Source organism: Corynebacterium sp. c7Ub_26, assembly GCF_053760365.1.
The window spans coordinates 263,291-276,975 of record NZ_JBSNBL010000003.1 but is presented as its reverse complement, the minus strand read 5'-3'; the positions used below and the strand labels follow the sequence as shown (position 1 = coordinate 276,975).

Below are 13,685 nucleotides of genomic sequence, written 5' to 3'. Positions count from 1 at the left end.
TCCATGTCGAACGATAGTTCGCACGATCAGCGTTTTACCTCAGACTACGTCGCACAGCGCGGAGTGTGCCCCGTCACCGGTCATGGTGCCCCGCAAGCCAATGGTCGGAGCATCTCAACCCGGGTCAACGGCGCTCCGAACGCATCTGAGGAACATAGCGTGACCGTCGGCCGTGAAGGCCCCATCGCCTTGCACGATGTGTCGCTGGTGGAAAAGTTGGCGCACTTCAACCGTGAGCGGATCCCAGAGCGTGTCGTCCACGCGAAAGGGTCAGGCGCATTCGGTGAGCTCACTATCACGGAAGACGTATCGCAGTACACGAAGGCGGACCTGTTCCAGCCAGGGCGCGTCACCCCGATGCTCGCCCGCTTTTCGACCGTCGCTGGAGAGAAAGGTAGCCCGGACGCCTGGCGCGATGTTCGTGGCTTTGCCCTAAAATTCTACACCAATGAGGGCAATTACGACCTCGTTGGCAATAACACCCCGGTCTTCTTCTTCCGCGATGGCATCAAGTTTCCGGACTTCATTCGCTCCCAGAAGCGGCTAGCGGGACGCGGCACGATTGATGCCGACATGCGGTGGGATTTTTGGACCCGTAGCCCAGAGAGCGCACACCAGGTGACCTATTTGATGGGCGACCGGGGAATTCCAAAGACCTTCCGCAATATGGATGGTTTCGGCTCCCACACCTATCAGTGGATCAACGCCAAAGGGGAGCGGTTCTGGATCAAGTACCACTTCAAGACACGCCAGGGATGGGATTTCCTGACCGACGAGGAAGCCGCAAAACTGGTCGGCGAAGATGCTGATAGCCATCGTGAGGATCTGTATGCCGCGATTGAGCGCGGTGACTACCCAACGTGGGACGTCAAGGTACAGATCATGCCTTTGGAGGAAGCCGCTGGCTACAAAGTCAATCCGTTCGATTTGACGAAGACGTGGAGCCAGAAAGATTATCCGCTGATTCCGGTGGGGCACTTCACGTTGAACCGCAACCCGGAGAACTTCTTTGCGCAGATTGAGTCTGCGGCATTTGAGCCGTCGAACCTGGTCCCAGGGATCGGGCTGTCACCGGACAAGATGCTGCTCTCCCGGGCCTTCGCTTACGCTGATGCGAAGCGTTACCGCCTCGGTGTTAATGCTGACCAAATCCCGGTTAACAAGCCAGTGTGCCCGGTGAATAGCTACGCCAAGGACGGCGCCGCTGTGTACGATTTCCCGCCGGCTTCTGAGCCGACGTATTCCCCGAACCGCTTTGAGCGTGGCGGCGGGTACATGGACGTCGACGGTACCGACGCTGAGGGCACCGGTGCTGTACAACGCGACATTGCGCCCGGTGAGTCCAAATACGGTTTTGGCCGCGGTCAGGAGTCTGGCTTAGGTGCCGCTGAAGAACTGGGCCTCTGGGACGACAACTATGGCGGCGATTTAACTCGCGGTGCCTATGTTCGTCACCCGGAGGACGACGATTTCTCACAGGCCGGCGACTTAGTCCGCAACGTCATGGACGACGCTGCTCGCGACCGCCTGGCCACCAACATTGTTGATGCAATGGCCGGTGTGTCAGACCAGGTTGCTCAGCAGGCCTTCAACTACTGGACCCACGTTGACGAGTGGTTGGGTGCAGAAGTCGAAAAGCGTTTTACCGCGTCGAAGCAATGATGTCGGAATAGGGACATCGATGTAGACATAACTCACAGTATCCCTACCGCAATAACCCCGGTCCGTTTTCACATGGGTGAAGGGATCGGGGTTTTCGCGTACCGTGGGAGGTGTTTCGTATCCACAATGAAGTTAGGAGTTTTTATGTCTGATGCTTTGTACACCGCACGCGTGACCTCTACAGGTGGCGGCCGTGATGGTCATGTAGCTAGCGACGATGGTCATATTGATCTGGATGTTCGCCCGCCGAAGGCGATGGGCGGATCTGGTGAAGGAACGAACCCCGAGCAGTTGGTTGCTGCCGGATGGGCTGCGTGCTTCAATAGCGCACTTCAGTTGATCGCTAAGCAGGGTGGCGCTGATCTGGACAAAGCCCCAGAAGTGACCGTCGAGTGCTCTTTGGTGAAAGACGAAAAAGACGGCGGTTTCAGGATTAAGGCTGCGTTAGATGTCACCATCTTCGGTGTTTCTGAGGATCAAGCGCGTGACTTCGCGGAGAAAGCCGACGCGATGTGCCCGTATTCCAAGGCGTTCCGTGGCGATAGTGAGACAAGTGTTACTGCGCACGCGAAGTAACACTGAAAGCAGCAGCTGAGCAACAGAAAGCCGCCACAAGTGTGGCAATGCCACAGCGCCCCAATGGAGATCGGGATTCTATCCTGGCTATTCCGACCATTGAGGCGCTGAGTGCTATGTGCACATAAAACCCCTCACGGTGGGTTCTCCCCTGGGGATGATTGGCCACCGTGAAGGGTTAGTGGTGAGCGCTGGAAAGGATAAAAGCAGCGTTCACACGGCTATTAGTTAACAAGCGTATTACTTGATAAGCGCGCCAACGAGCTTGATGATGTTGGAGGCGAGTCCGGAGAGGTCTCCAATCCAGCCTGCAACGGTGTTGGCGTCGATTTGTCCGGCAAGATCTCCGGCCTTGGAACCAGAGCTAACAGTGTCGTCCATTGTGGACGCTGCAGCGTCGGCTGCCTGGGAGTAGTCGAAGTTCATGGGATCCCTTTCGTACGAGGTAGCTGGAACGTCGTAGGTTATTAAACGAACTTGCCGATCGTGTCCAGGATGAACTCGACGATGTTCACAGCGTAGCGGGCTGCATCTACGTCAAAGTAACCGGGAAAAGGCTGTTGACCAGTAGGCATGAGTGACCTTTCGTTGCGAAAACCCCGTCCTCACGGAGGGGATATAGAGGTGATCTAGTTGTAGGAAATGGTTGAGTTAGCGTCGTTGAAGTCGCTGTGTGCCGCAAGGGGAGCCACACGTTCACACATCAAAGCGCATTTGCTATCAACCTTTTGGGGACGTCCGTCCTGACGCACATCGTTGGCGTTGTAGACATTGACCGTCCCGATAACCTTCTCGCCGGGCTGGATGCTGTTAGGCGATTTGATACCGAGGTCGATATTGATCTTGCCGTCCTGGGTGGCGCGGTAGGTCTGCCAGGTGTAGACCACGATGTTGCTGGTCTCGGTGGACTTCACCAGGCCAGCACGGACGGTGTAGTACTGTCCGGGAGTGAAACCGGTACCGTCAGCCTTGACCTTGACGGTAGCGCCGCTCTTTGCCTTAACCGTGTGGCTTCCGTCGCTCTCGTTGGTGAAGGAAACATTGTTCAAGGCGCCTTCGGCGTGGTCAGGGTTGACCGGGGATTCAATAACGTTTGAAGGATCCCACCAACGCGAGGGCCAGTCGGCACTTGATGCCATGGCCGGAGTGGCGGACCCGGCAACGACGGCGGTAGCTGCCAAGGTTCCAGCTGCGATACGGGAAACTTTTGACGTGAAGAAGTTCATTCTTAGAGCCTTCCGAGTGCGAAGCCGATCATCGAGTTAGCAGTCTCGATGAGGTATGGTCCAATTTCCGTGATCCAGTGAAATGCTGGGTATGGATCGTTCGGCGGATCGAGCGGCTGATATGCGTTCGGGTTGGTATCTGCACCCATGTCTTTCCTCCAAGTGTGATGAGTTTTGTCGACGACGGATGGAGCAACCACAACGTAGGGAAACTTATCGACGTCGAAAACGTGTCGTGCTGTATTCGGCGTTGGCAGGGGCCGTCGTCACTGTTTTGACTGGCTATCTGCCTGCTCATACAAGCATGCAAAAGACCCCTGAGGGGTCTTTCACGGCACGCAAATCTTTTAGCCAGCGAGGCCCTTGACTAGGCCCATGATTGCGGAAGCCAAGGTGGTGGCTGAGCCAATGAGGCTGGTCACAGTGTTGATGTTGAAGCCGTCGAAGAAGCTGCTGGCGTGCTCGCTAGCAGAAGAAGCAGCATCGGAAGCAGTTGAAGCATGCTCGCTAGCCGACGATGCAGCGGAGGAAGCGGCGTCAGAAGCGGAAGATGCGGAATCGGAAGCGGCCTGCGCTGCCTCTGCGGCGTAGGAAAAAGCGGACATAACAATCCTTCCAAGAACGTAGACAAAGTGTTGTCGCTAGCTGATGAGGACGTTAGCACCGTCTTCCCGCTGGCGGGAAAGGATCGGTCAGTCTCATCAGGCTTACCGTTCCATAACTTACGAGGCTGACAAGTTAAAAGAAAGGAGAACTGGGATTATTTCACCTTCTGTTAACCGAATCTCGCGGAGTTAAGTCGTCGAAGTTAGCGACTACCTGGCTGCAGATGTTAAGTCTTTTTGAGGAAAAAATCCACGTTAGCTGGGATCAAACCCGGCTCGATGTTGAAGACAGTTATTGGCCAGGAAGCTAAGTCTGTTGATTCTTTCACACTGTTACATTTGCCCCTATATTGGGGGTGGTTGCGCGCTGTACGCACAGTGACCGGCCGAAAGTGGCGCTATAAAACGTCCTCCTGTGGGCCTTTCTGCAGGGAAAGCTCCGCCCACTAGACGCATCGAGGACTCTATGCAATGGATCGAAGGGTACTAATGAGCTGATCGGTCTCCTCGGTATTCGTGGCTGTTATCCGTACGCCATCGCCGCTGAAGCATCGGATAAGGATATGCTCCTTCGCTAAGGCCTCGGTGAATGCATCAGATTGGTCTCCAAGAGTTAACCAAACGAAGTTCGCCTGGGACTCTGGAATATCGGCTTCGGTCAGATTCCACCGCGAGGAGTGGACGAATTCCTTAATAAGGAAGTCGCGCAGGCGATGGCGCTGCGGAATCGTCCTCGAGACTCGCTCAGCTTTACTCTCAGGGCTGTTGAGGCACGCGATTGCAGCGTCGTGGGCGAGCGTGCTCACCGAAAAAGGAATCTGGGTGCAATTGAGTGCGCTAATGATCTCTGGAGCCCCAATCACGTAACCAACACGTGCGCCGGCTAGGCCATAACATTTAGAGAACGTCCGGGCGAAGCAGACATTAGGGTGGCGCTGTACAAGGCCTAGTGAATCCGGTTTGAGGTCGTCGTCCGTGTAATCCAGGTATGCCTCGTCGATACACACAGTGATGCGATCGGGTACGCGGGCGAAGAAGGCCTCCAGTTCGTCCTCTGTAACGAGTGTTCCCGTCGGGTTATTGGGGTTACATAAAATAATGAGTGACGTTTTGTCGGTAATGGCATCGGCCATGGCGTCGAGGTCGTGGCGATGGTAGACATCGAGTGGGACCGGGACAGGGGTGGCTCCGGCGATTCTGCTGAGGATGGGGTATGCCTCGAACGATCTCCACGCGAATAGTGTTTCGTCTCCGTCCTTACAGGTGGCCAGAATTAGCTGCTGGAGAAGCGAGGAGGATCCACATCCGATAGCCACTTCATTAATGGTGACCCCGTGGAGATTGGCGATCGCGTGATGTAAAGGCGAAGTCGCCATGTGAGGGTAGCGGTTGAGGGTGTGGGCTGCGGATGTAATCGCTTCAATCGCGGCGGGGAGCGGTGGCTCAGAGGTTTCGTTGCTGGCTAGGACCAGGGCATCGTCGGCCTTTTTACCGGGCGTATATGTGGGAAGTTGGTCTAAATCGGGGCGGATCATTCTTGTAATGGTAAGCGGGGAACTATGCGGCGCAAAAGTGGCACAAAAGTATGGTGGCGGTCGCTGGAGAAATGTCGGGGGTTGTGATGGTTCTTGGTAGTGCCGTCGAGTAGGTGCTCGCGTGTTGACGTCGTAGGTAGTGGTGTTTGTCTTCTCTACTTGGTCCCGTGTAGTATCGCCTACGGAATTCGCGACAGCCGTGTCGTTTCTTCATCAGTGGAAACTGTTCAAGATCGACATCGTTTGCCGTGATTTTCGCTGGAGGTGTGCCAGAGCGGCCGAATGGGGCTCCCTGCTAAGGAGTTGACTCGCAAGGGTCCGAAGGTTCAAATCCTTTCACCTCCGCCATTGATATCAGCGCCTACTTCACTTTTGTGGAGTAGGCGCTTTTCCGATTGTGTACCACTGGGTATAAAGCAACGGTTTAACTGCGATTTCTTCGGGCCTGCGCGCTCTATTTTCCCTGATAAATAAATGAATTTGGGGGTCTGGCTGCTGCTGTGTAATATATCTCCCTGTTGCGCCCGTAGCTCAACGGATAGAGCATCTGACTACGGATCAGAAGGTTGGGGGTTCGAATCCCTCCGGGCGCACAGCCGAACCTCGCCGGTGTACACCGGCGAGGGTTTTTAGCTGTAGCAGACAGCTTTTAACGGCCCTATTTAGACTCAGGACGGGCGCTGTGAACTCGGGGCCTGCGATTCGTTCGGGGTCGCAATTGTCGCACAGGTAAACGGCGATGTAAAAAGGCAAGCTTCGTTTGATGTGAAGTCCGACCAAAGGGGGCTACATAAAGAATCGTGCTCTCCCAGTGACAATGTCAGTATTTACTGTATAAAAGATACAAGCCTGAATTATGCCTCGTAGATATAAGACATAATTCAGGCTTAAGTCATTTAATAAGTGAAAACCAATGCCCATGCATCTCGTACTAAAAACAAAAGACCGTCCCCGGCGTGAACTGCTCTTCTTGGTAGGTGGTTTTCACTCTACTAAGTAAGGACCAGCTTTGAGTGGAGAGCGATATCACCAGTTATATGACGTAGTGAGTGGTCTATTTGTTCATCGCTTATAGAGGGAAGAGATCTGTTAGCTGGCTCCACCGGTGTCCCCACCGATACTCGGTGCGATATTGCCGCTCAGAGGTAGGTTGATATCACCTGTATCCCCAGAGAGTGGCAGGTTGTTGTTAGACAGGGGCATGTCACCGGAGAGGTCGCCGGACAGCGGCGTATTGATGTCACCAACGTTTCCTGACAATGGCATGTTGATGTCGCCAGTATCTCCAGATAGTGGCATATTAATGTCACCCGTCGTTACTTGGAAATGAGGTGCAAAATCACCAACCTGCTCGGGGAAATTGACATTAAACGTGGGAGGTTCTGGGGCAGAAGCAGGTGCAGGTGCGGGTAGGCCCACGTTGTTGACCTCCACGAGGAGATCCTTGATCGGTCCTTGCGTGATTTCGTTGATTTGGAGAAGGAAGTCCATCGTGTGTCCTTTTGGGAGAGCTCTAGGTACAAGCTCAGAGTGGAGGTTGTTCATTGGTCTGGGGCGCACCCCTTTTCATAAACGATCTCCGTGGTTCAGGGGATAATTTGCAGGCTAAGTTATCTCCGAGTGTGCTGCAACTAGATCTGGAAAAATAAGCAGATGGTAAATCGATCATTTCGCGGCGGTGCGGATTGATTTTTCTGAAAAAGCTAGTGCCGCACCTATGGAAAGGCGGTAACCTGCACTTTTCTACCTTCGTTACCGTAGGTTAGGGTTGATCTACCCTAACCGCACTAATTATTAGCTTTACCCCTCTACGGAGGGTGCTGCTGTCTTACTATTTTCGGGTGGATGACCGGCGCATCAGAGTTCGTGAATAGTGGTAGGCGTACCCGACACACACGACGAAGAGGATAACGCCGGAGATCGTTGCCCCTGTCTCCCACCCATCGGGAACAATTGCCAAAACGTCACTTTTGCCTGCTGCAGCAATGATACCGGCATTAAGTACGCCAAAAAGAGATTCGCCAACAATCAAACCTGTGGCAAGTAGTACCCCGAGCCGACGGGCGAGTTCCGGATTCCTTTGTTTTTTAGCCCAACGGTTATAAAAGTACCCAATTAATGCACCGATCGGGATGATGACTGTCAAAGAACTGGGCAGATACATTCCCATTCCTACTGCTAAACCAGGCAAAGAGTATTTGCCGTGAGAAGTTGTGCTCACAATCTCATTGACGATGACAACGATGACGCCGGTGGCTGCGCCCAGCCCTATCAATGACCAGTCCAATGAATTACCGAAAATACCTTGTGCCACCGAGGACAATAATGCAGCTTGAGGTGCAGCCAATGCGTCGTCTCCTGCTCCCGGAGCGCCGGCAAATCCGAACCCGGACATCATCAGTTGAAGTACAGGAGGAATAATCGCAGATCCGAAAAGAACACCGACGACTAGCGCTACCTGCTGTTTCCACGGCGTGGCACCAACTAACTGTCCTGTCTTCAGATCTTGGAGATTGTCATTGGAGATCGTAGCCACACCGAAAACGACGGCAGAAGTAAAGAGTGTGTAGGCAATCAACACATCTGAATGAGAACTAGACTCGGAGCCCATAGCCACTTTAATAAGAAGAGCTGCGGAAATTACGACATTTATTCCTACACCTGAAATTGGAGAATTCGATGCTCCAATTAATCCCGCCATATACCCGCAAATACTTGCTACCACAAGACTAACAAGCAGGATGTAAATAATACTTATACCAATCAGCCCAGCGGTGTGATGTGCAATGGACGTGTCTTTTACGAACAACCACAGCAATAGACCGATGGGGATCATGGAGAAGACCGTCACACCCGCAACGACGGGGAACGGGATGTCTTGTTCAGTAATATCGACTTTTTTCCCGGAATGACGAGCTTTCGAGGATAGTAAGGAATCTTTCATCCCCTTTGTGATGGGCCCAATGATTTTAATAAGAGTCCACACGGCAGCGACGGCCATTGTACCGGCACCGATAAACCGAACATCACTAGAAAACGAATCGGACACGATACTTTCTAGCCCTGAAGCACCAGTTCCCGGAGGAATATGACCGGCTGTACGCAGCGGCAGTAGAACTCCATAAGAGATAATGAGCCCGACCACCATGGCAAAACCGACGGAAAGCCCCACTAAATGGCCAACTCCTATGAGAGCTAGTGATAACGATCCACCAATCATTGTTCCGCCTGAGCCGACACGGAACGCCGCTGAAATTTCTGATGCTACGGCCTTTAGGGCGGCTAGCAATGCATAGCCACCCGACGCTAAGCCACCTAGGATGATCATTCGCAGCCCCATGCGGTTTTCATCTACCGTTGATGAGGATGTCGGCCCAGAAACGTTGGTGGATGAGGACGCTGAAGGGGATTTAGCGTCGCTATCGGAATTACGTGCGTGAGTATCTCCTACTTTCAGGACTTCCGCTGCTGCGACGCCCTCGGGATAAGGGAGATCAGAGTGGGTGACAAGGGCACGGCGTAGAGGAATTGAATACATGACGCCTAAAATGCCGCCAATTGCGCACAAGGCGGCCGTTTCCCAATACGGAAAACCCGACCACCAACCGATCATAACTAGCCCAGGGAGTACGAAAATGATGGCCGATAATGTTCCGGCTGCAGAAGCAATGGTTTGAACAATATTGTTTTCTGCGATGGTGTGGTCTTTAAAATTCCGCAAAATCGCCATTGAAATGACAGCCGCGGGAATCGATGTAGCAAAAGTGAGTCCGACTTTGAGTCCGAGGTATACGTTTGCTGCGGTGAAAATCAGTGTAATTAAGCCACCGAGAATGACAGTCCGAAGAGTGAATTCTCGAGTTGATGTTGCTCGCTGTAGTGCCACGTTGCGCGAACCATTGTGGTGGTTGTGACGTAATTTAGGGGTCACATGGGTGGAGGAATCATTCTTTTCCACGATGACGTTCTTTCTGCCAAGGTCTTCCTGGGGAAGCGTACCCGCGGTATTTTACTGACAAGCCGAGTGCGACCCGTACGATAGGCTTCATGCGTTTCTTAAACGGTATGGTCCCGCAGTACGACCTCACCTATGATGACGTCTTCATGGTTCCGTCACGGTCCTCCGTGGGATCCCGTCAAAAAGTGGATTTACACACCAACGACGGCACAGGAACAACGATCCCCCTCGTCGTCGCGAACATGACCGCGGTGGCCGGGAGGCGTATGGCGGAGACAATCGCCCGGCGCGGCGGACTGGCCATCATCCCCCAGGATGTGCCGGCCGACATCGTCGCCCACACCATTGCCAGCGTGAAGTCCTCAGACCTCTTCTTTGACACCCCGATCACGGTGAAACCGCACCACACCGCGGGCTACACGCGTCACCTTCTGCCCAAACGCGCTCACGGCGCGGCCATCGTCGTCGATAACGGCAAACCCATCGGCCTGGTGACCGAAAAGGACCTGCGTGGCGTCGATAATTTCACCCAGGTTGGCCGGCTGATGAGTACATCTTTAGTTACTCTTAGCGACGACACCACCCCGCAGGAGGCCTTCGCGTTCCTGTCCGAGGCTTCGCGAAAGCTTGCTCCCGTGGTCAGCGCGGATGGCGAATTGAAGGGCATCATGACGCGCAAGGCGGCATTGCGAGCCACCCTGTATCAGCCTGCGGTCGATAAAAATAACGCGCTCCGCGTCGGTGCGGCGATCGGTATCAATGGGGACGCGACGGGTCGGGCAACTGCGCTGGTTGAGGCGGGTGCCGATGTCATCGTTGTGGACACTGCCCACGGGCACCAGCAACACATGATCGACGTTTTACGCAAGGTAAAAGCCCTGGATTTGGGCGTTCCCATTGTCGCCGGAAACATCGTGACCGCAGAGGGCGTTGAGGATCTCGCCGTTGCGGGTGCCGACATTATTAAAGTTGGGGTGGGCCCTGGCGCGATGTGTACGACGCGCATGCAGACCGGTGTCGGCCGTCCGCAATTCTCTGCCGTGAAAGAATGCGCGGATAAAGCCCGCGAGGTGGGGGTTCACGTGTGGGCCGATGGGGGAGTCCGGCACCCGCGCGATGTCGCTCTGGCATTGGCCGCCGGCGCATCCAACGTCATGATCGGATCATGGTTTGCTGGCACCCTGGAATCGCCGGGTGACTTGATCAAAGAAAATGATGGCCGTGCCTATAAAGAGTCGTTCGGCATGGCGTCTCACCGGGCGGTGGAGCACCGCAACCTGCATACGGAGGAGTTCGAGCGCGCACGCCGGTCAATGTTTGAAGAGGGCATTCCGCAGGCCCGCATGTACATTGACCCGGAGCGCCCTGGCGTAGAAGATCAGGTTGACCACATTGTTTCCGGTGTGCGCTCAGCGTTCACGTACGCAGGGGCGGACACGATCGAAACCTTCCATGAGCGGGTGATCGTCGGGATTCAATCGGCAGCTGGGTACGCGGAAGGACGGCCTCTGTCCTCGTCGTGGAAGGCGTAGCGGCTAGAACACTTCGATCCGCGCGCCGAGGTTCTCCGCCTGTTTAAGTTGATCCACCCAACCAGCATTACCGGGGCGCAGCCGCAATACCGGACGTTTCCCCGTGCGCGCTTCGTACCGAATGCGTGACCGGTGGCCAGCGTCGGCCAGTTCCGCGACGGCGGGTGGCGTCGCCCTCAAACTCGCCCGGGCCTCGTCCAACATGGTTTGGACTTCCTCAATGGCGCGGAGAACCTCCTCCACATTGTTCTCGCACATGGCCTCCGTCAGTCCGGGATCAGAACCGGCGACGCGCGTTCCATCACGGAAAGAGCCTGCAGCCAGGGACAATGCCAGTGCGCCTCCATTGTCGCCAGCCACCGCTAGAGCGTCAGCCAGCACGTGTGGCAAATGTGAGATCCGGGCAACGGCCGCGTCGTGGGACTGTGCCCGCGCCGGGACGACCTCGGCTCCGACGTCGTAGGCGAGGTTCACCACACTCATCCATTCGCGCAACCACCGGCCACCGTCGCTGTCACCCACGGGGGCATTGTCGAAAGTAACGATCCACGGTGCGCCGGTAAATAACCCCTCCTGAGACGCGTCCCACCCGTTGTGGCTGGTGCCGGACATGGGGTGTCCGCCCACGAAGCGATCATGCAATCCGCGCGCGCGAACCTCCCGCATCACAGCCTGTTTCACACTCACGACGTCGGTAATGCCGCAGTTGGGGGCGTGTTCAGCAATGCGGTCGAGCATGGTCCCCACAGCGCTCATCGGCGTGGCGATCACCACAAGAGCGTCCTCATCCTCGGCTCGTTCGAGCACAGCCGAGCAATCGTTCGACGCGTCGAAACCGTCGTCGATAATTTTTGTCACTGTGGATTGTGCGCGATCCCATCCGAAAACTCGCCGCCCCCGGGCCTTCAAGTCGCGAATGATCGAGCCACCAATGAGCCCTAGTCCGAGGATGCACACGGGTCGGTCCTCGTGGAGAATGTGGTGCTTGCCGGGGGTTGTGGCTGGGTCTGGGTAGACGCCGGATGGTGTGGAGGTGCTCATTCTGACAAGTGTGGCACAGTCCGACTACGGTTATCTATATGAATGCGGGTGTGAACGACGACGGCCAGACTCCAACTTTTGCCGTTGCACTGACAAGTCAAGATGGGCAGTGGATGGGCCGGATCCTCCCTGAACGCGCCACGTGGGACCTTGATGTGGCCACGCGGGCTGTGCGCGATTTGCGCTCCGAAGGGCCAAGTTTTGGCATGGTGTGCGTGGACGATGACTGGTTTGTCCTCATCCGTCCGACGCCACGGGGGACACAGCTTTTACTTTCCGACGCCACCGCCGCTGTTGTGGACGATTATGCCGCGGAAGTATTGGATGAGCTGGATGTCGACGTCCCGGACATGGATCCTGATGAGCGGGCCGATGCGGAACCGTGGCCGGAAGGTGACTTGGAGATTCTCGAGGACCTCGGTGTTCCCAGTGACGTGCTGGCTGTGATCTGTGATGACGATGAGTTGTGGGCATCGGAGCAGCTCCTCCGGATCGCGGAGGAAATCAATGCGGATGAGGAGCTTGCCGACGTAGCGCAGCTCGATTATTAGGGCGTTATTAGGTCGCTGACGTGATTGGTACTGGGCTGCCGCGGCCTGTTCTCGAGCAACAGGCGGAACGCTGGATGCGAATGGCGTTAGACGTGGCAAAACGAACGCCGGTGGGCGATGTCCCGGTGGGGGCTGTGGTGGTTGACGCGTCGGGTCGTGTTGTGGGGGAGGGGTGCAATGAGCGTGAGTCCACGGGGGACCCCACTGCCCACGCGGAGGTCATCGCTCTGCGAAAGGCTGCTCGAAAGGTTGGCGACGGGTGGCGCCTGGAAAACCACACTCTGGTGGTGACCTTAGAGCCGTGCGTGATGTGTGCAGGCGCTGCGGTGACGTCCCGCATTGGGGGCATTATTTTCGGGGCATACGAGCCGAAAACGGGGGCGTGCGGTTCCGTGGTTGACGTTGTCCGTGATCCGGCGTGGCCTTTTCCGCCTGTTGCAGTTAGGGGTGGTGTGCTGGAGCGAGAATGTCAGCACCTTGTGGAGGAGTTTTTTTCATCTAAAAGGCATGAAAAGGATGCATTGCAACGCGAATATCGCTACGGTCGGTAGCACAGGTGTTATCTACTGCGAAATGAGGTTTATCAATGGATCTTGACAATCTGAAGGACAAGGCCAAGGACGCTATTTCCGACAACCGCGACAAAGTTGAGGAAAAGGCTAATGATGTTGCCGACAGCAAGTTGGGCGACAAGGCCGATAAGGCGAAAGAAGGGGTCAAGAAGGGCCTCGACTCTCTCGACAAGTAATTTTTCGTGTGAGAGCGCGGTTACTACATAACGACGTTGGTTTCCTGTGTGAGCAGGGAAAACGGGCGTGATTTTGGCTGCTTGGGCTCCTAGGCTAACCTAGTTCGCGGTGGCGTGTCCGAGCGGCCGAAGGTGCGGCACTCGAAATGCCGTGTGCGGTAACCCCGTACCGAGGGTTCAAATCCCTCCGCCACCGCATGATGTAGCCCCCCAGCGGTATCAACCGTTGGGGGTTTACGCATATGTGCTCT

The 13,685-nt window shown here is 55.4% G+C and carries 14 protein-coding genes and 3 tRNA genes; 9 read left to right on the top strand and 8 right to left on the bottom strand.

Annotated elements, in window-relative coordinates:
- Positions 1-3: 3 nt before the first annotated feature.
- Positions 4-1,662, top strand: a complete 1,659-nt coding sequence (locus ACWORE_RS06935; protein ID WP_455303259.1) for a catalase — start codon at positions 4-6, stop codon at positions 1,660-1,662.
- A 144-nt stretch (positions 1,663-1,806) separates the two neighbouring features.
- Positions 1,807-2,238: an organic hydroperoxide resistance protein gene (locus tag ACWORE_RS06930; protein WP_337448696.1), complete on the top strand. Its 432-nt coding sequence runs from the start codon at positions 1,807-1,809 to the stop codon at positions 2,236-2,238.
- A gap of 240 nt (positions 2,239-2,478) precedes the next feature.
- On the opposite strand, the gene ACWORE_RS06925 is transcribed toward ACWORE_RS06930, so the two are convergent.
- From ACWORE_RS06925 to ACWORE_RS06905, 5 genes are all read right to left on the bottom strand, one after another.
- Positions 2,479-2,664 carry a hypothetical protein gene (locus tag ACWORE_RS06925; protein WP_455303258.1) on the bottom strand — a complete coding sequence of 62 codons (186 nt, stop codon included), beginning with the start codon at positions 2,662-2,664 and terminating at the stop codon, positions 2,479-2,481.
- Positions 2,665-2,867: 203 nt separating this feature from the next.
- Positions 2,868-3,464: a hypothetical protein gene (locus tag ACWORE_RS06920; RefSeq protein WP_455303257.1), complete on the bottom strand. Its 597-nt coding sequence runs from the start codon at positions 3,462-3,464 to the stop codon at positions 2,868-2,870.
- A gap of 2 nt (positions 3,465-3,466) precedes the next feature.
- A complete protein-coding gene (locus tag ACWORE_RS06915) occupies positions 3,467-3,613 on the bottom strand; it encodes a hypothetical protein (RefSeq protein ID WP_406605447.1) in 147 nt (48 codons plus the stop codon).
- A 198-nt stretch (positions 3,614-3,811) separates the two neighbouring features.
- Positions 3,812-4,069: a hypothetical protein gene (locus ACWORE_RS06910; RefSeq protein ID WP_296136973.1), complete on the bottom strand. Its 258-nt coding sequence runs from the start codon at positions 4,067-4,069 to the stop codon at positions 3,812-3,814.
- A 464-nt stretch (positions 4,070-4,533) separates the two neighbouring features.
- Positions 4,534-5,604: a histidinol-phosphate transaminase gene (locus tag ACWORE_RS06905; RefSeq protein ID WP_455303256.1), complete on the bottom strand. Its 1,071-nt coding sequence runs from the start codon at positions 5,602-5,604 to the stop codon at positions 4,534-4,536.
- Positions 5,605-5,864: 260 nt separating this feature from the next.
- On the opposite strand from ACWORE_RS06905, the gene ACWORE_RS06900 reads away from it, so the two are divergent.
- Together ACWORE_RS06900 and ACWORE_RS06895 are read left to right on the top strand one after the other, a co-directional pair.
- Positions 5,865-5,952, top strand: a tRNA-Ser gene (locus ACWORE_RS06900).
- 172 nt (positions 5,953-6,124) lie between these two features.
- Positions 6,125-6,197 (top strand) — tRNA-Arg (locus tag ACWORE_RS06895).
- Between the two features lie 496 nt (positions 6,198-6,693).
- Here the strand turns inward: ACWORE_RS06895 and ACWORE_RS06890 are convergent.
- The gene (locus ACWORE_RS06890) at positions 6,694-7,095 is read right to left on the bottom strand and encodes a hypothetical protein (RefSeq protein ID WP_204087889.1); all 402 of its coding nucleotides are present in this window, start codon (positions 7,093-7,095) and stop codon (positions 6,694-6,696) included.
- Positions 7,096-7,435: 340 nt separating this feature from the next.
- On the bottom strand, positions 7,436-9,490 hold the full coding sequence (locus tag ACWORE_RS06885; protein WP_455303358.1) for an OPT family oligopeptide transporter: 2,055 nt from the start codon (positions 9,488-9,490) through the stop codon (positions 7,436-7,438).
- Between the two features lie 161 nt (positions 9,491-9,651).
- Here ACWORE_RS06885 and ACWORE_RS06880 point away from each other — a divergent pair, with 161 nt between their 5' ends.
- Positions 9,652-11,094: a GuaB1 family IMP dehydrogenase-related protein gene (locus ACWORE_RS06880; protein ID WP_455303255.1), complete on the top strand. Its 1,443-nt coding sequence runs from the start codon at positions 9,652-9,654 to the stop codon at positions 11,092-11,094.
- 3 nt (positions 11,095-11,097) lie between these two features.
- On the opposite strand, the gene ACWORE_RS06875 is transcribed toward ACWORE_RS06880, so the two are convergent.
- On the bottom strand, positions 11,098-12,135 hold the full coding sequence (locus ACWORE_RS06875) for a prephenate dehydrogenase (RefSeq protein WP_455303254.1): 1,038 nt from the start codon (positions 12,133-12,135) through the stop codon (positions 11,098-11,100).
- 38 nt (positions 12,136-12,173) lie between these two features.
- On the opposite strand from ACWORE_RS06875, the gene ACWORE_RS06870 reads away from it, so the two are divergent.
- From ACWORE_RS06870 to ACWORE_RS06855, 4 genes are all read left to right on the top strand, one after another.
- A complete protein-coding gene (locus tag ACWORE_RS06870; RefSeq protein WP_046201914.1) occupies positions 12,174-12,686 on the top strand; it encodes a tRNA adenosine deaminase-associated protein in 513 nt (170 codons plus the stop codon).
- Positions 12,687-12,706: 20 nt separating this feature from the next.
- Complete coding sequence (gene tadA / locus ACWORE_RS06865) at positions 12,707-13,237, top strand: tRNA adenosine(34) deaminase TadA (RefSeq protein WP_455303253.1); 531 nt, start codon at positions 12,707-12,709, stop codon at positions 13,235-13,237.
- Between the two features lie 35 nt (positions 13,238-13,272).
- Complete coding sequence (locus tag ACWORE_RS06860; protein ID WP_204087892.1) at positions 13,273-13,434, top strand: hypothetical protein; 162 nt, start codon at positions 13,273-13,275, stop codon at positions 13,432-13,434.
- Between the two features lie 108 nt (positions 13,435-13,542).
- Positions 13,543-13,630: transfer RNA gene (locus ACWORE_RS06855), tRNA-Ser, on the top strand.
- Positions 13,631-13,685: the final 55 nt, after the last annotated feature.